This is a genomic window from Streptomyces sp. NPDC055506 (genome assembly GCF_053643595.1).
This window is the reverse complement of sequence record NZ_JBSHKH010000034.1, coordinates 24,341-40,610: the sequence shown is the minus strand read 5'-3', so window position 1 is coordinate 40,610 and position 16,270 is coordinate 24,341. Positions and strand designations below refer to the sequence as shown.

The window sequence follows — 16,270 nt, the reverse complement described above, 5'->3', positions numbered from 1 at the left end:
GGCTACGTCCTCCTGGCGTGCAGCAGCAGGATCGACGCCAGCCGCGGCCGGGCGCAGGCGAGCCGGTCGAGCGGCCTGAGCGGGCGCGGTACGCCGTGGAAGGGAGCGCCTTCGAGCCGTACGACCGTGAATCCGGACGCGGCGACGAACTCCGTGAGCGCGCGGGCGGTGTAGAGACGCAGGTGTCCCACGACCTCTTTGCCCGGGCGGCCGTGGATGCCGCGCAGGCTGACCTCCGAGAAGACCGGCTGGACGCCGGCGAGCAGCAGGGCGCGGTTGTACCAGGCGGCCAGGTTCGGGGTGGACAGCATGAGATGCCCGCCGGGCCGCAGGATCCTGCGGATCTCGTCGAGCGCGGCGTCCGGGTCGACGAGGTGCTCGATCACCTCGCTGAACAGCACCGCGTCGGCCGACTCGGAGGCGAACGGCAGCCCACCGCCGGTGAGTTCACCGCGAACCGCGTGGGGGATGCGGGTGCGGGCGCGTCTGAGGGCGTCCTGCGACCAGTCGACGCCGATGACGCGGTGGCCGGGCAGGAGGGGCGCGGCGGTGGCGGCGGCGGTGCCGTCGCCGCAGCCGATGTCGAGGACGGTGCGGGTGCCTTCGGCGGCCGGGCCGAGGGCCCGGGCCAGCATGCGGGCCTGGCGGAGGCTGCGGGGGGTGCCGGAGGCGACGGGCACGGCGGGGTTCTCGTAGAAGTCGCGCAGGTCGCGGGGCGGGCGTCGTCCGGTGCTGGTCGTTGCCGTTGTCTGTGTCATGGGGCGACCTCCGTGGTGTGCAGATAGTGCTCGAAGAGGTCGCGGAGGTGGGCGCCGTCACCGTGGCTGAGCAGGGCCCGGGACCAGCGCAGGGCCAGATGGAGACGGCCGGCCGTGGAGGCGGTGGTGACGGTCAGACCGCGCGGCATCCGGGCCGGGGCCGAGAACCACACAGCGTGCGCGCGGCCCGCCTCCTCGCCGAAGTCCAGCGGGTACGGGATACGGCCGATGTTGCTGAGCAGGGTCGTCGAGGTCCAGGGTGCGGCCGCCCTGCGCAGCCCGCGGGTGAGGGCGGCGCGGGCGGCGACCGGGGCCCAGGGGGTGGTGAGGAGCGCGGCCCCGTGGCCCAGTTGGGGGCGGGGCAGGGCTTTCAGCGCGCGGGTCCGCTCCGCGGTGCGGCGGAGCAGGGTGGGCATCTCGGCCTTCAACTCACCTGGCGCGAACGGTACTTCGACCAGGCGGGTGCCGTTGCCGATGGGCATCGTGGTGTCGCGGGGGCGGTCGTCCACGGGCATCGTGATGCGCAGGGGGCGGGGGCGGGCGCCGTGTTCCCTGTTCCAGTGGGCGATGGTCAGGGCCGTGGTCACCATCAGCTGGTCGTTGACGGTGTAGGGGGAGCCCTTGGGGCGGTGCGGGAGGGGCAGCTCGGTGACGAGCATGCCGTTGCCGGGGGAGGGGTCGGGTGTGCCTTGCGCTACCCGCGCGGGGGGTGACCAGGTGGACGGGGTATCCGGGGGCTCTTGTGCGGGCTCCGCGGGGCGGGTCGGGGGTGCGGCGGGGTTGTTGTCCCTGCCGCCGTAGAGCTCCGCGGCGGTGGCGAGTATGCGGAGGCAGGCGGGGCCGTCGAGGGCGGTGTGGTTGATGGTGAGGAGGAGGACTGTGCCTTGGTAGGTGCTGGTGTTGGGGCTGGGGGCGGGTGGGTGCGCAGCCCGGCGGAGCGGAGTGCCGCTGCGCCCACCCGTGCCGCCCTCAGCGGCACGATTGCCCGCAGCTAAGCCCACTGCTTCGAGTCGGATCGGCGGCGACATCGACAGAGGCGGTGCCTCGGCCAGGGCCCGGGTTCTGGCGTCCTGCAGCGCCCTCGGGCCCGCGGGCGTGAAGGTCACCACCTCCGTGTCCGGTTCGCCCGTCAGCTCCCACTCGTAGCGCCGCCGGTACCACGCCCCCCTCGCCTCTCGCATCAGGATGCGGGGATGCCGGTGCAGGGCCTCCGTGAAGGCTTTGCGCAGGCGGGGCTCGTCGAGGGGGCCGGGGAGGTGGACCTCGATGTGGACCGTTTCCGGCTCCTCCTCCTGGAGGCAGTGCCGGGACACCTCGTCCACCACCGGAAACGGGATGCGTACCGGTGCCGTCATGCGGGCTTGTCCTTCCCCGGTTCTCGCAGGCTCACAAGTCCCGCGAACAGGCCGATCAGTGCGAGGAGTTGGGCCACCCGGCCGAACGCTCCCGCGCCCGCGCCCACCGGCTCCCCGGCCCCGAACGCGGCCGCGATCCCCGCCCCCGCCAGCGCCACGAACGCGATCGGCACCAACAGGGCGTGCCGCCGCGAGGCCAGCAGCGCCAATGCCGGGACCAGCAGCGCGAACCAGCCCGCGATCACCGCTCCGACCAGCGTCAGCGCCACCGTGCCGAGCCACAGCCCGGGCAGCGGCGGGACCGGCTGAGGCGCGTCGGGGTTGGGGGCGCGGCGCCGCCACAGCGCGAGGCCCAGCAGCACCGCGATACCGGCCCCGCTGCCGATCAGCCCGGCGTCGTACGTGGTGGCCGGTTCGTACGACAGCTTGACCGCGCCGCCCGCCCCGGCCGGGATCCGCCAGCCCTGCTGCCAGCCGTCCAGCCGCACCGGGGTCAGCTCCTTGCCGTCCAGGGTGGCCTTCCAGCCGTCGTTGAAGTTCTCGTACGTGGTGAAGTACGAGGCGGCGCCCGAGCCGACCGTCACCTCGCGCCGGTCGCCCAGCCAGTCCCGAATCTCCAGCTCACGCCCGGCCGACGCGGCCTCGGGAATCGTCCCCCGGCTCAGGGTCACGTCCGTGAGAGCGAGCGGGCCCGCGTCACCGCCCTCCAGCCGGTGTTCGCCGGCGGGGAGCCGCACTTCCGCGTCGCCCCGGCCCTCCTGGCAGAGCGTCACCTCGACACCCCGCCGCTCCACCAGATCCCGCACCGTCCCCTTGACGCTCGTCTGGTACAGCTCGCTGTCCAGCGCCACGTCCGGGCCCTTGCCGCACGGCAGGGAGAACTTCCGGGTGCCGTCCGGCTGCGGGGTGCGGTACTGGTCGAGAGCCGGGAGATACGCCTCCGTCAGGCCCACCGGGAGGCGCAGGTCCTCGTCGGCGACCGGGTTGTGCAGGGTCAGCGGGGCGGTCTCGGTGACCGTGATGTCGAGCCGGTCCGTGGTGATCGGCGGGAAGCGGACCCAGCCGTTCTCGTCGACCCCGGCGATCGTCGCGCCGTCCGGGGAGCTGATGTGCACCTGGGAGGCACGGGTGGACAGGCCGCCCGCCGGGGCCAGCACCAGCTCGCCCACCGCCTGCTTGCCCTCCCAGCTCAGATGGATCGTCGGCCGGTCGCCCGCGATCCACGCCGTCGTCAGGTCGCCGTCGGTGAGGTTGCGCGCCGTCAGGCCCGCGCCGAGGCTCGCCGTGGAGTCGGCGGTGGCGACGATCCTGGTCTGCTGTTCGGGCGCGACCTCGTAGAGCAGCCGGTCGAGTTCCTCGCCCGGCACCGGCACCGCGTTCGCCTTCACCTCGTACGTCCCGGCGGCCGGTGTCGTGAAGCGGCGGTGCAGGCCGGCCTCCGTACCGACGGCGGACAGGCCGGTCGGGTCGGAGGCGCGGTGCAGGGAGACCAGGGTGGCGGGAGCGGTGGCGTTGTCCGCGTCGGCCGGCAGCTTCAGCAGCCGGGTCACCTGGATGTCCGGCAGGTCGATCTCGGAGAAGCCCGCGCCCGTCAGACCGGCCCGGCGCTCCACCGAGTCCACGATCGTCAGCTTCATCCACCGGCTCGTGCCCTCGGGCGCCTTGATCCGCTGTGTCTTGCCGTTCGGCTGGAGGAAGCTGGTCTTCGAGCCCTTCTCGGTCTCCACCCGTACCTTCGTGGCCGCCGCGCGCACGCTCTCCTGCGGCAACGGCGTGACCTTGAAGGAGGACGGCATGTCGTAGGGGCCGTTGAAGCCGACGCGCAGCCACTGCCCGTCCGGCGTGTCCGGCGCGCCCTCCGCCCACGCGGTGTCCGGGTTGCCGTCGAAGGCGTTCACCGGGTCGTACTGCGGCAGATGGAAGAGCCAGTTGCCGTACGAGGAGGCCGTCACCGAGTCGGCGCCGCGCAGTTCGGCCACGGTCTGGTGGTCGGTCCCCTCGGCGGGCAGGATCTGGCGCGGCTTCTCGCCCGGGTCCTGCTGGGCGTCGGGCGCGTTGCGCTCGTCCCGCGTGTACGTGTACGACGTACCGGCGTTGACCAGGCCGAACCGGGTGTCGGCGCGCCGCATCCCGTCGCCCACCACCTGCACGGCGGGGGTGCCGAGCCCGGGATGGTTGTCGCCGGTCAGGACGGCCGCCCGCCCGCGCAGCCGGGACGCCAGCGGCAGCAGCGCCTCCGGGCCGCCGGACACCACGGCCGTGTCGGAGACCGGGGCCAGTCCCGCCTGGCCGGGCCGCAGCACGTCCGCGTCGGCCGGCCGGTAGATCTCCACCGCCCGCTGCCGCGCGTACAGGCCCTCGACCTGGAGCGGGGCGTCCTGCGCGATCCGCCCGCCCGTCATCACCGGGCCGAGCCCCGTCACCCGCTCGTACCCGGACTGCTCCAGCGTCCGCTTGACCGTCGCGGTCGGCACCGCTCCGATCTGGTCGGGATCGAGATCGTTCCGTACGACGACGTAGTACAGCCCGGCCCGGCTCAAGTAGTCGGCGAGCCCCGGGACTTCGCTGCCTGTCAGCAGCGCCTGCTCGACGGCGTCCATCGCGCGCCGGTTGCCGGGCGTGCCGAAGGGAACGTAGTCGCGCTGCGCCCAGCGCGACTCGGCGAGCACGTCGAGCGGCTGGTCGATGGGGGAGCCCCAGGTGTACATGCCGTGCGCGGTCGCCGGGACGACCAGGGCCCGGGAGTCGGGGGAGTACTTCTCCAGCCAGTCGGCCGTGGCCTGCCAGTAGGTGGGGAGCTTCTGGAAGGAACCCGGGTTGAGGATCGAGCCGTTGAGGTACGGCAGCAGCAGCCCCGGCAGGATCAGCACCGCCGCGACCAGCGGGGCCAGGCGCCGGCCGCGCACCGGGCGGGCCCCGCGCGGCTCGGCGGCGACACCCACCAAGTGGATCAGGCCAAGTACGAGGGCCAGCGCCAGCCCCGCCTGGAACTTGTAGATGTTCCGGAACGGCGACAGCCACCCGTCCAGCCAGCCCTGCACCACCCCGTGGAACGGCGCCCCGAACGCCCCGCCGTACCCGGCGAGCAGCACCAGCGCCGCCACGAGCACCGTCAGCACGAGCCACCGCCGCTCGGGCAGGTCCCGCCGGGCGAGTCCGGCGAGCCCCAGCCCGGCCGCCAGCGCCGAGCTCACGATCACGACGACCGACGAGGCCACCGCCCACCCCGCGGGCAGCCACGCCTCACCGAAGTGCAGATAGGCGACCCAGTTCCCGGCGCCGCGCAGCGCCTCGGTCGCCGACATGGTGTCCGTCGTGGTCTGCGCCGTCTCGATGTACGGCAGGAAGTTCTCGCCGTAGACCCCGAGGAGCAGCAGCGGCACCCACCACCAGGCCGTCACCACGATCACCGCCGGGGCCCACCAGGCGATCAGCTTGCGCTGCCGGGGCCCGGGCGGCCGGGACAGCAGATAGAGCCCGACCGGCAGCAGCGAGGCCAGGGTCGCCGAGGCGTTCACCCCGCCCATGAACGGCACGAGCAGCGCCGAGCGCAGCGCGGCGACCCGGGCGGCGTACCGCTCGTTCGTCAGCGGCAGCAGCACCCACGGCAGGAACGCGCCGGGCAGCGCGGCTGCCGACGTCGACCCGATGACGGTCGTGAACACCGGCCACAGCGCATACGCCACGGCCCCGAGCAACCGCGAAGCCCCACTGCCCACCCGCAGCCGCTCGGCCAGCCGCAGCGCACCCCAGAAGGCGACGGACACGACGACCGACAGCCACAGCCGCTCCGCCAGCCACACCGGAAGCTGTACGAGATCGCACAGCCAGTAGAACGGCAGCATCGGCCACAGATAGCCGACGTACTGGTCCTGGATCCCGCCGAACCCGGCCCGGTCGTGCCACAACTGGCCCAGGTCGGCGAGGAACTGCCCCGGATCGACGGTGACGCCCAGCTTGGTGTCGAAGGTCTGCCGCCCGGGTTGCACCACCAGGAACAACACGAACACCACGGCCCAGAAACCCAGCAGCCAGCGCCGCGACCGCGGGCCCTCGGGGGGACCCGCCGCGGTCGCGGTGGTGGGAACGGCCGCCGGTGGAGGAGCCTGGACCGTGGTTGTCATGTGGGACACCGCCGCAGAATGAGGAGGAGGTTCCAGGTGGCGAACTCGCGGATGCCGGGCGCCTTGACGACGGTCTCCGCGAGGAAGGGCCAGTAGCGGGAGCGCGCCGAGACGACCGTGACGTCGTCGCGGGCACGCACCTGCCGCAGGGTGGAGCCGATGTGCACCGCGAACAGGTTCTCGCCGAGCGTGTGCTTGGCGGGCCGGCCGGTCCGCCGCAGATAGCGGGCCCGGGCCCGCTCGGCACCGAGGTAGTGCCACGGGGCCCACTCGTGCCCGCCCCACGGCGACAGCCAGTTGGTGAACGACACATAGATCAGCCCGCCCGGGCGCGTCACCCGGGCCAGCTCACTGAGAAAGGTCTCCGGATCGGCCACGTGCTCCAGCACGTTGGAGGAGAAAGTGACGTCCGCGATGCCGTCCCGCAGGGGCAGCAAATACCCGTCGGCGACCACCGCGCCGCCGGGCGGCTTCTCACCCAACTCGGCCATGTCCGGCTCGAACAAATAGGCATGGGCACCGCGACGCCGGAACTCCTCGGTGAAGTAGCCACTGCCGCCGCCGACGTCCAGGACCGTACGCCCGAGGACGGGCCCGTCGTAGGCCTCGACTTGGTCGGCGGCGTCACGGGCGAGCAGCGAGTAGCAGTATTCGGGATCGTCCTGCTCACGGAGGAAGGCACGGAACAGGGCAACAGATCTTCGAAACGAAGGGTCGCTGCCATAGGGGCGCGGGGAACTGCGCGATGAACCACGACTCACCGCTTGCCGCCTCACGACCCCCAGCCCCTCACCGCCTCCGCGGCCACCACCCGAAACTGCCGCACGGTCCGATCCCACCGATACGAGGCGGCCCGATCCCGCGCAGCCTTCCCCATCAACTCCCTCTCCCGCCCGGCAAGGGCCAGCGCACACCACGCCGCGGCGAACGACGACTCACCCCGCGCGAGGACTCCGGTCTCACCGTCCACGACGGAGTCCTTGAGCCCGGGCACATCGAAGGCCACACTCGGCGTCTCCCGCGTCGCGGCCTCCGTCACGACCAGCCCCCATCCCTCCACGGCGGAGGGATGCAGCAACAGCCAGGCCGCACACAGCAGTCGATGCTTCTCGGCTTCCGACACATACCCGGTGAACTCCACACCGGGCCCGGCGAGCCGCTCCAGCCGTTCACGCTCCGGCCCGTCCCCGACGATCACCAACCGCCCGCCGGTCACCGGCCGCACCCGCTCCCACAACCGCAGCAGCAGATCGATCCGCTTGTACTCGACGAGCCGCCCGACGGCGACGAACAACGGCTCGGGCGAGCGCTCGGCTCTCGGCCCCGGCTCCTCGACCCCGTTGTGCACGACGCGGATACGGTCCCGCTCGACCCCGATCGCCCGCAGCGCATGGGCCGTCGAGGAGGACACGGCGACCATCAGGCTGCCCTGCTGCGCGCCGGTCAGCGCCCAGTGTTCGAGTCTTCGGCCGATGCGTGCCGCCGGGGCCAGCGGCCCGCCGAAGCGCATCTTCCACAGATCCGTATGGACGTGGTTGACCAGACACAGCGTGGGACCGCGATGCCACAACGGCGCCAGATACGGCATGCCGTTGCACACCTCGACCAGCAGATCGCAGTCGCCGATCTGGCGGGCGAAGGCGGAACGGGCGCGCAGATAGTGCCCGTACGGGCCGCCCGCCGACACGACCCGGTAGTCACGGAAGGCCGCGGGCCCTCCGCACAGCAGGGTCACCTGGTGGCCCAGCCGGGTCAGCCCGTCGGCGAGCTTGTCCACCAGCAGCTCGGAGCCGCCGGCGGAGGGGTTGTCCAGATCACGATGGGCGAGGAAGACGATCCGGCGCGGATGTGGGGGGAGCGCCGGAAGGGGTCGCTGCGTGCCCTGGGAAGCGGCGCGCAGCGGGGACGGTACGTGCTGGGGCATGGGTGCTCCAACTCGTCTCGGGGTGCGGAACTCAGCGTGGGAAGAACGTGGGGGGTCTGTACGAAAGGGGAGTCTGGAAGGGGAGTCTTGAAGGGGAGTCTTGAAGAGGCCGGCCTGTGGGGGGCCTGAGCTCTTCCTGGGAGGGGAGTGTGGACGGGATGTGCTCGGGTGGGGTTGGACAGTTTTCGCCCGGACGATCGCCAGGGCTACTCACCGGCGTGACAATTTCGGGCTTTGTTAGAGCTGACGTCACATCACATCGTGAGGGTGGGCTGGGGCGTATCGGGTGTTTCGGACGGAACAGGCTGCTCCGGCTCCTTCCGCCCACGCACCACGAGAACACCACCCATCACCACGAGCACAAAACCGGTCACGCCCGCCCCGATCGGCAACGTCACGCCCACCAGCCGCAGTTGGCCGCTGTCCCGCTTCGCCTGCCGCACCGCTTCCTTCTGTGTCGCGGTCGTGAAGGAGACCTTCCGGCTGTCCAGCAGCACCGCCGCGTCCTTCTTCCCGCCCGGCGCCCGCAGGGTCCGCTTCGGCCCGGTCTGCGCGTAGATCACGCGGCCGGTGGCCTGGTCGACGACCAGCTCGAACCCGTGGTTGGAGTACCACTCCTCGGCGAGCACCTGCGGCCGGCCCGGCTGGTCGACGATGCTGCCGGGCACCATGCGCGTGCCGGTCCTGGTCGGGGGGACCGAGCCGGTGAACTTGTAGCCCGTGTAGCCCTGGACCTTCTCGGTGCCCCGGTAGCGTAGGACGACCGTGTCGCCGAGGGTGTTGTCCCACCACTGGTAGGAGCGTTTCTGCACGTCGAAGGGGAATTTCAGATAGGCCTCGCCCTCGATGTACGGCTTCTCCCCGCAGCAGTGCACGGGCCGGTTGGTCTCGCGGTCCATCACCCAGCGGTGCGGCGTGAAGTCCAGCGCGTCGTGCGGATCGGCGGCCGGCAGCGACTTGTCCGTGTCGACCGTGGTGATCACGTCCCAGACGGCCTTGCCGCTGCGTTCGCTGTCCTCGACATTGCCCCGGACCCGCTGGGTCACGGTGATCTTCCGGTCGGGAACCGTCTCGATCCGGTCGGTGTCGAAGACGCTGCCCCGGCCGGTGTAGACGGCGGTCGTGTCGATGTCGATCGGATTCACCGCGGCACGCGGCTGCACATACCAGGCGAGCAGGGGCGCCAGCACCAGCAGGAACGTGCCGAGACCCAGCAGGACCAGGGAAAACGGAGAGGTTGTACGGCGCATCCGGGCACTCCAGTGGCTTGGGACGGCTCGACGTACGAGAAGACCGGCACGGCGGCGAAGCGCGCGCATGCGGTTGGGCCGGGAACCGTAGGCTGCTCTTGACGGGGTGTCAATGCTTGTCGAGACTGGGCGCGACAGGCAGGGACGGGACGCCAAGGTGGGGCGACCTCCGGACGAACGCCGGACGAATCCGGACAGAGAGGCTGACCCTGCGATGTCCAGACTGCTCGCTGCCGCGCTGACCGTCGCGCTCGCCGCCGCCCTCGCTGTGGGCGCCGCGCTGGGCGTGGTCGCGCTGCTCCAGGCCACACCCGACCAGCCGAACACGCCCCTGATCACGTACGAGCAAGCGGGCCAGGGGAGTTGACGGTGACGGCCGCCCGCACCGGAACCGTCACCACACGCTCGGCCTGGCACGACGTACCGCGCTTCCAGGTGCGCCGGTTCGCGGCGATCGCCATGGCCGAGGCGCCCGCGCTCGCCGAGGAGATCCTCGGCGAGATACAGCGCGAGTACCCCCATCTGCCCTTCGTCCTCGACGACTCCGGCGAGCCCATGGCCCTGGTCGGCATCCGCCGCGCCATCGAGGTCTTCGTGCAGCACCTGGAGCACTCGGAGGGCCGGCCCACCGTCCCGCCCGGCGTCTTCCAGGACTTCGGCCGCGGCGAGGGCCTGAACGGCCGCTCGCTCGACTCCCTCCAGGCCATCTACCGCATGGGCGTACGCCTGGCCTGGCGCCGCTTCGCCGACATCGGCCAGCGCGTGGAGATCCCGCCCCCGGCGATGTACGAACTCGTCGACGCGGGCTACGAGTACCTGGACGGCCTCGTCGACCAGTCCGTACGCGGCTACGCCGAGGCGGCGGCCCGCCAGGCCGGTGAACGCCTGCGCCTGCAACGCCGGCTGATGGAGCTGCTCCTCGCCGAGCACCACCGCGGCGACCCCTCCGAGGCCCTCACCGAACGCGCCGCCCGCATCGGCTGGCCCTTACCGGCGAAGGTCGCGGTCGGCGTCCTGCTGCGCCCCGCCCGGGAGGCCATGGCCCCCGCGGTCGGCCAGGGCGTGCTGCTCGACATGGAGTACGAGCAGCCCCGCATGGTCGTGCCCGACCCGGGCGCGGCGGGCCGCCCCGAGCTGTTGCACCGGGCCCTGGCCGGCTGGTCCGGCGCGATCGGTCCGCCGGTCCCGCTCACCGACGCGGCGAAGTCCCTGCGCTGGGCGGAGGCGGCGGTCCGCCTGATGGAACGCAACCTCCTCCCCTCCGGCGAGGTCCTCCACTGCACCGAGCACACCGAGGCGCTGGTCCTCCTCCAGCCGGAGGAACTGATAGACGACCTGGCCCTCCGCTGCCTGGCCCCCTTGACCCACTGCGGCCCCACCCACGGCCGCCGCCTCGCGGAAACACTCCTGGCCTGGCTGGAGACCAGAGGCGGAGCCCCAGAGGTCGCGACCCGCCTAGGCGTCCACCCCCAGACGGTCCGCTACCGCCTGCGCCAGATCAGAGAACTCTGGGGCGACGAGATCGACAACCCCGACCGCCGCTTCGAACTGGAACTGGTCCTGCGCGCCCAGCGGCTACGGGGGGAACTGGGGGCGGCGCGGGGGCGCCGGTGAGCCTCCGGCGGCCTGCCCGGTGATCATCGACGTGCCCGTGGGCGGGCTCGCCGGTTTCCGCCCGCTCTGCCTTTGCCCATTGCCCGGCCAAACCTCTATGGCTAGCCTGTGTTCGTCATGCCGATCGCCTGTTGGTATCTCGAACACAGGCGCCTGAGACACATAGGGAGGGGCCGGTCGTGGGACGACTCGTACCAGCCGTGACCCGGGCTCTCGACATTCTCGAGCTCTTCCTCGACGGGGACGGGACGCTGTCCGCCCCCGACATCGTGCGCAAGCTGCAGCTGCCGCGTACCACCGTGCACGAGCTGGTGACCACGCTCGCCGCCCGGAAGTACATCGTGCAGGTGCCCGGCCAGCCGGGACGCTACCGGCTCGGCGTGCGCCCGTACCAGCTCGGTGCCCGTTACGCCGAGCAGCTCGACCTGGCCGCCGAGGGGCAGCTGGTCGCCCGGTCCGTCGCCGAGACCTGCGACGAGACGGTGCATGTGGCGATCCTCGAGGACACGGACGTCATCTACATCGCCAAGGTCGACTCCACGCACGCCGTGCGGATGGTGTCGGCGGCCGGCCGCCGGCTGCCCGCCCACTGCACCTCCGTCGGCAAGATGCTGCTGGCCTCCCTTCCCGAGCAGGAACTCGCCACGCGGATCCCCGACGACGCGACGCTGGTGGCGATGACCCCCAACAGCATCACCGACCCGGCCGTCCTGCGCGAGGCCCTGACCGAGATCCGTGAGCGGGGCATCGCCGTGGAGAGCCGCGAGTCCAACCCGGACGTGAGCTGCGTGGCCGCGCCGGTCCGCGACCGCACCGGCCAGGTCGTCGCCGCCCTGTCGATCTCCGTGCCCATGATCCGCTGGAGCGAGGAGCGCCGCGCCGAGCTGGAGCAGCTCGCCGCCAAGGGCGCCGCCGACCTGTCCGAGCACCTCGGCCACCGGAGCGTGGCATGACGACGAAGCCGTACGAGGTCGCCGTACGGGCCGAGGCCGAGCTCGGCGAGGGCCCGACCTGGGACGCGGCGGCCGGTCGTCTGCTCTGGATCGACATCCTCGGCTCCCGGGTGCACACCTACGACCCGGTCACCGGCCGCCGCACGGTCCGCCGCACCGAGCAGCACGTGGGCGCGGTCAAGCCGCGTGCCGGGGGCGGACTGGTCCTGAACCTGCGTGACGGGATCGGCCTCCTGGACGGTGACGCCGACGGCGGCGGGTTCCGCTGGCTGCACCACGAGCCCGTGCCCGGCCGCCGCGCCAACGACGCCGCCGTGGCACCCGACGGCACGCTCTGGGCCGGCACCATGCGCTACGACGAGGCACCGGGCGGCGGCTCGCTGTCCCGCGTCGGCGGGGACGGCACGGTCGAGGTCGTCCTGGACGACGTGGCCGTCAGCAACGGCACGGGGTGGAGCCCCGACGGCCGGCTCCTCTACTACATCGACTCCCCGACCCGGCGGGTCGACGTCTTCGACTACGCGGACGGGCGCGTGTCCGGCCGCCGGACCCTCGCCGAGATCGAGGACGGCGCGGGCTTTCCCGACGGGCTGACCGTCGACGCCGACGGCTGTGTGTGGGTGGCGCTCTGGGAGGGCTCGGCGGTACGGCGCTACACACCGGACGGCGAGCTGGACCGGGTGATCGAGCTGCCGGTGCCGTTGGTGACGGCCTGCGCGTTCGGCGGGGCCGGCCTGAGCGACCTGTACATCACGACGGCCCGGGTGGGACTGACGGAACCGCCGGCCCTGGCGGGTTCCGTGTTCGTGGTGCCGGGGGCAGGAAAGGGCGTGGCACAGCCCGCGTTCGAGGGCTAGAGCTCCGAACCGGCCACTTTCCGGCCGGCTAGGACTCCAGCCCCGCTGCTTTCCGCTCCGCTGCCGTCAACGGCGGTCCGCTCAGGGACGACTTGAGCGGGCCCACCGCCGCCGCCAGCAGCACCGACGGAGTGAGCAACACCCCTGCCCCTCGCTCCAGTGACGTCACGTCCGTCACCCGCCGGGCGATACGGCCGTTGCCCGTCGCCGTGTACATCAGCCGGTCCACGTACGCGGTCACCAGCCGGTCCCGGAGCGTGGGGCCCTGCTCCGTCGCGCCCGGGTAGAAGACGTCCTGGCCGATGGCGAGGTCCCAGGCCGCGCCGACCGGGCGGGAGGCGGCCTTCTGGATCCGCCGGGCCAGCCCGGGCGCGGCCCAGCCGTGCCGCCGTACCGTGTCCCGCAGCAGCAGGGCGCTCTGCGCGGCGACCGCCAGGCCGTGCCCGTAGACCGGGTTGAACGCGGCGAGCGCGTCGCCGAGGACGGCGAAGTTCTCGGGCCACGCCGGCATCCGCTCGTAGAAGTGCCGGCGGTTGACGGTGGTGCGGGTGAAGGACACGTCGGTCAGCGGCTCGGCCTGTTCGAGCAGGTCGCCGATGAGCGGGTGCCGCAGGTCCTCACGGGCGAAGCGGACGAAGTCACCGTTCTCCCGGGACGGCCGGCCGCCGCGCGTGCCGCACAGGGTGACGATCCACCGGCCCTCCTCGACGGGCAGCAGGAACCCCGCCCGGCCGGGTCCGCCGTCCCGCCGGTCGGGCTGGACGTTGACGACCGGGAAGCCGTCGCGGGCCGCGGCGGGGGCGAGATAGAGGCGGCTGGCGTACGCCAGGCCCGCGTCGACCTCGCGCCGCTCCACCAGGGGCAGCCCGAGGTCGGCCAGCCAGTGGGCGGCCTGGGAGCCGCGGCCCGAGGCGTCTACGACCAGGTCCGCCCCGAGGATCCGCTCGGGGCCGTCGTCGGGCCGGATCCGTACGCCGGTGACCGCCGTGTCCGTGCCGGTGAGGCCCACCGCCTCCGCGCGCTCGACGACCTCGATCCGCTCGTCGGCCAGGACCCGCGCGCGGACCGTCGCGTCCAGCAGGTCCCGCCCGGCCAGGATCACGTGGTGGGACTCGGGCCAGCGCCGGAACCAGCCCCGGGTGCCCAGGGCGACGACGTCCGTCGTGACCGGCCGCCGGTTCGCCCCGGCCTCCCTCAGCGCCACGGTGATCCCCGGCAGCAGCTCCTCCATGGCCCGCATCCCGCCCGACCAGAGCATGTGGGCGTGCCGTGCCTGCGGCAGTCCCTTGCGGGGGCCGGGAGCGGTGGGCAGAGCGTCGCGCTCCACGACGACGACCCGGTCGGCGACATCGGCCAGCGCTCGTGCCGCGAGCATGCCGGAGTGGGATCCCCCCAGGACGACGGCGGTTCTGGCGGGGGTGGAGCTGTCAGTCATGCGCGGGCGTTCTCTCTCCCGGGGGCGGCCGCGCGCGAGCGTACCGCCTCGATGTGGTCGCGGTGCCGCAGGGCCAGGGACACCGCCTGGATCTCCTGCAGCAGATAGGTGGTGTCGGGGCCGGAGGGGGAGGCGGCGCTGTCGCTCCGCGGCGCCCGTTCCCGGGCGGCGACGGCGTCCAGGATCATGACGGCGGCGGCCAGCGCCTTCGCCCGGCCGGGCTCGAAGCCGAGGCCCAGGGCCGCGTCGTACGACCGTTCCCGCAGCTCCTCGTCGAGGTGCCGGGAGAGCTGGAGGAGCACGTCGCGGATGTACGTCTCGCGGCGGATCAGGCGCAGTTCTCCGGTGGCGCGCGGGGCGAAGGGGGTGCCGCCGCCGTTGACGGTGCGCAGCAGCAGGTAGAGGGGGCGCAGCTGCCAGTGGGCGAGCCGGATGCGCCAGCGTTCGTGCAGGTACTGGCCGCCGTGCGGAATGATGAAGCCGATCGCGACCATGGTGGCCGACAGACAGGCGGCCGAGGGGGCCAGGTAGGTGCTCAGCCAGTCCAGGTCGTTGCCGGTCAACCGGGCGATGACGGCGGTGAGTTTGGCGGCGTCGAAGAGCAGGTTCGTCGCGTAGCCGACGCCGAGGAACCTCAGACCCCAGCGCAGCCAGGCGTCGAGGCCGTCGGTGCGGACCCAGTTCCAGATCAGCCGGGCCGTGATCGAGCAGGCCACGGTGTGCGCCAGGAGGTAGAGCAGGATCTCCTCGCGCATGAAGGGCGTGTTGGCGTAGTACGTGTCCAGGTCCTGGCGGCGCTCCACGGGGACGTCCGCGAGCCAGAAGAGCACCCACAGGGCGACGACCACACCCGCGTAGGCGAACACGACCCACCGGGCGGCGCGGCGCGTCGAGTCCGAGCGGTCGGACAGGCCGTTGCGCCAGGCGACGATCAGCAGCAGCCAGGACGCGCACAACGCGGTGAGCAGCGAGTACACCAGCGGCGCCGCGATGTTGGGCACGCCGGTGACGCGGTTGGTCCAGCCGATGACGGCCGGGGACGCGAAGACGAACACGGCGCAGGCGAACAGCAGCAGCCCGCCGACCGCGCGCAGCATCGGGTCCCGCCACATCTTCACCAGGCTGGGCAGCTTGATGACCAGGGCGACGGTCAACGCCCCGATCGGCAGCCAGAAGGAGACGGAGAAGCCGTCGAGGACATCCCGGGCGTTCGTCATCGCGCGCTGCCTCCGCGTCCCCGGTAGCCCATCGACCGCCGCACCGGATCGAGAGCGGCGTCCGCATCGCGCGGGGGGCCGTCCGCGAAGGAGCGGAACGCCGCCGCCAGCCGGTGCCCGAACGCGTCGGCCTCGGCCTCGTCCCGCTCACGCGAGCCGTCGCGGGCGGCCACCGTCAGCACCAGGGACTTCCAGCCGGGCTCGCGGTCCAGGGTCCGGACCGCCGCCGTACCGGCGACATGGTGATGGCCGTGTCCCGCGTGCAGATGCCACAGCTCATGCCCGAGAATGACCAACTGCTGCACCGCCTCGGCCCGTTCCTCGACAATGACCAGGTCGAATTCCTGGAACTCCACCCACAGCCCGGTCACTTCGATCTCTTCGGGAAAGCGCTCGAAGCGCAGCTCGACGGGACGCCCGCCGCGCCGCACGCTCATCTCCTCGCACAGTGCCCGGCACAACGACCGTACGCCGGTGGGGGGCCGGGGTCTCGCCCGGACCGCGGTGACGAGCTCGGCGGCCAGGCCGCGCATGGCCGAGCTCCTGCGCGAACGCCCGAACGCACGGGTGACTCGGGCGGCCAGCGTCCGCGCGCCCGCGATGTCCATCGCTCCCCCTTCTCACCGCCGGCCGACGGCTTGGCAGCGGGTCCGAGACTACGCGCCCGAAAGTGTCCACGTCATGCGATCCGACGCCCGTAGTTCAACGGAGAACGACCGTTCTTGTACGGAACGTCGTGTCCACAGTCCGGCGGCGCCATTGACGCGCAAGCGCTTCGAACTT

Annotated in this window: 13 protein-coding genes; 4 read left to right on the top strand and 9 right to left on the bottom strand. The window is 72.4% G+C overall.

The features are described from left to right. Nucleotides 1-2: 2 nt before the first annotated feature. The 6 genes from ACWIF2_RS15755 to ACWIF2_RS15730 all read right to left on the bottom strand — a co-directional run bounded on the left by ACWIF2_RS15755 (nucleotide 3) and on the right by ACWIF2_RS15730 (nucleotide 9,411). Nucleotides 3-758: a methyltransferase domain-containing protein gene (locus ACWIF2_RS15755; RefSeq protein ID WP_454360865.1), complete on the bottom strand. Its 756-nt coding sequence runs from the start codon at nucleotides 756-758 to the stop codon at nucleotides 3-5. Further along, entirely contained in the window at nucleotides 755-2,113 is a 1,359-nt protein-coding gene (locus ACWIF2_RS15750) for a condensation protein (RefSeq protein ID WP_454360863.1), read from the bottom strand. The genes ACWIF2_RS15755 and ACWIF2_RS15750 overlap by 4 nt, the downstream gene beginning before the upstream one ends. Beyond that, entirely contained in the window at nucleotides 2,110-6,237 is a 4,128-nt protein-coding gene (locus ACWIF2_RS15745; RefSeq protein WP_454360861.1) for an alpha-(1->3)-arabinofuranosyltransferase domain-containing protein, read from the bottom strand. Before ACWIF2_RS15745 ends, ACWIF2_RS15750 begins: the two co-directional genes overlap by 4 nt. Continuing rightward, nucleotides 6,234-6,998: a class I SAM-dependent methyltransferase gene (locus ACWIF2_RS15740; protein ID WP_454360859.1), complete on the bottom strand. Its 765-nt coding sequence runs from the start codon at nucleotides 6,996-6,998 to the stop codon at nucleotides 6,234-6,236. The genes ACWIF2_RS15745 and ACWIF2_RS15740 overlap by 4 nt, the downstream gene beginning before the upstream one ends. An 11-nt stretch (nucleotides 6,999-7,009) precedes the next feature. Further along, nucleotides 7,010-8,161, bottom strand: coding sequence for a glycosyltransferase family 4 protein (locus ACWIF2_RS15735; RefSeq protein ID WP_454360858.1), 1,152 nt, complete (start codon nucleotides 8,159-8,161; stop codon nucleotides 7,010-7,012). Nucleotides 8,162-8,415: 254 nt separating this feature from the next. Then, nucleotides 8,416-9,411, bottom strand: a complete 996-nt coding sequence (locus ACWIF2_RS15730) for a DUF3068 domain-containing protein (protein ID WP_454360856.1) — start codon at nucleotides 9,409-9,411, stop codon at nucleotides 8,416-8,418. Between the two features lie 214 nt (nucleotides 9,412-9,625). On the opposite strand from ACWIF2_RS15730, the gene ACWIF2_RS15725 reads away from it, so the two are divergent. The 4 genes from ACWIF2_RS15725 (at nucleotide 9,626) to ACWIF2_RS15710 (ending at nucleotide 12,835) form a co-directional block, all read left to right on the top strand. Beyond that, on the top strand, nucleotides 9,626-9,778 hold the full coding sequence (locus ACWIF2_RS15725) for a hypothetical protein (protein WP_215121635.1): 153 nt from the start codon (nucleotides 9,626-9,628) through the stop codon (nucleotides 9,776-9,778). A 2-nt stretch (nucleotides 9,779-9,780) separates the two neighbouring features. After that, entirely contained in the window at nucleotides 9,781-11,025 is a 1,245-nt protein-coding gene (locus tag ACWIF2_RS15720; RefSeq protein WP_454360854.1) for a PucR family transcriptional regulator, read from the top strand. Between the two features lie 179 nt (nucleotides 11,026-11,204). Beyond that, nucleotides 11,205-11,978, top strand: a complete 774-nt coding sequence (locus tag ACWIF2_RS15715; protein WP_454360852.1) for an IclR family transcriptional regulator — start codon at nucleotides 11,205-11,207, stop codon at nucleotides 11,976-11,978. Further along, nucleotides 11,975-12,835, top strand: a complete 861-nt coding sequence (locus ACWIF2_RS15710) for an SMP-30/gluconolactonase/LRE family protein (RefSeq protein WP_454360850.1) — start codon at nucleotides 11,975-11,977, stop codon at nucleotides 12,833-12,835. The genes ACWIF2_RS15715 and ACWIF2_RS15710 overlap by 4 nt, the downstream gene beginning before the upstream one ends. 28 nt (nucleotides 12,836-12,863) lie before the next feature. Here ACWIF2_RS15710 and ACWIF2_RS15705 read toward each other — a convergent pair whose 3' ends face one another. From ACWIF2_RS15705 to ACWIF2_RS15695, 3 genes are read right to left on the bottom strand one after another with little or no spacing between them, the layout of a single operon-like run. Next, nucleotides 12,864-14,270 (bottom strand): NAD(P)/FAD-dependent oxidoreductase, encoded by a 1,407-nt coding sequence (locus ACWIF2_RS15705; RefSeq protein ID WP_454360848.1) that lies wholly within the window; start codon nucleotides 14,268-14,270, stop codon nucleotides 12,864-12,866. Then, nucleotides 14,267-15,487 (bottom strand): MAB_1171c family putative transporter, encoded by a 1,221-nt coding sequence (locus tag ACWIF2_RS15700; protein WP_454360846.1) that lies wholly within the window; start codon nucleotides 15,485-15,487, stop codon nucleotides 14,267-14,269. Before ACWIF2_RS15700 ends, ACWIF2_RS15705 begins: the two co-directional genes overlap by 4 nt. Then, nucleotides 15,484-16,095 carry a toxin-antitoxin system, toxin component family protein gene (locus ACWIF2_RS15695; RefSeq protein WP_454360844.1) on the bottom strand — a complete coding sequence of 204 codons (612 nt, stop codon included), beginning with the start codon at nucleotides 16,093-16,095 and terminating at the stop codon, nucleotides 15,484-15,486. The genes ACWIF2_RS15700 and ACWIF2_RS15695 overlap by 4 nt, the downstream gene beginning before the upstream one ends. Nucleotides 16,096-16,270: the final 175 nt, after the last annotated feature.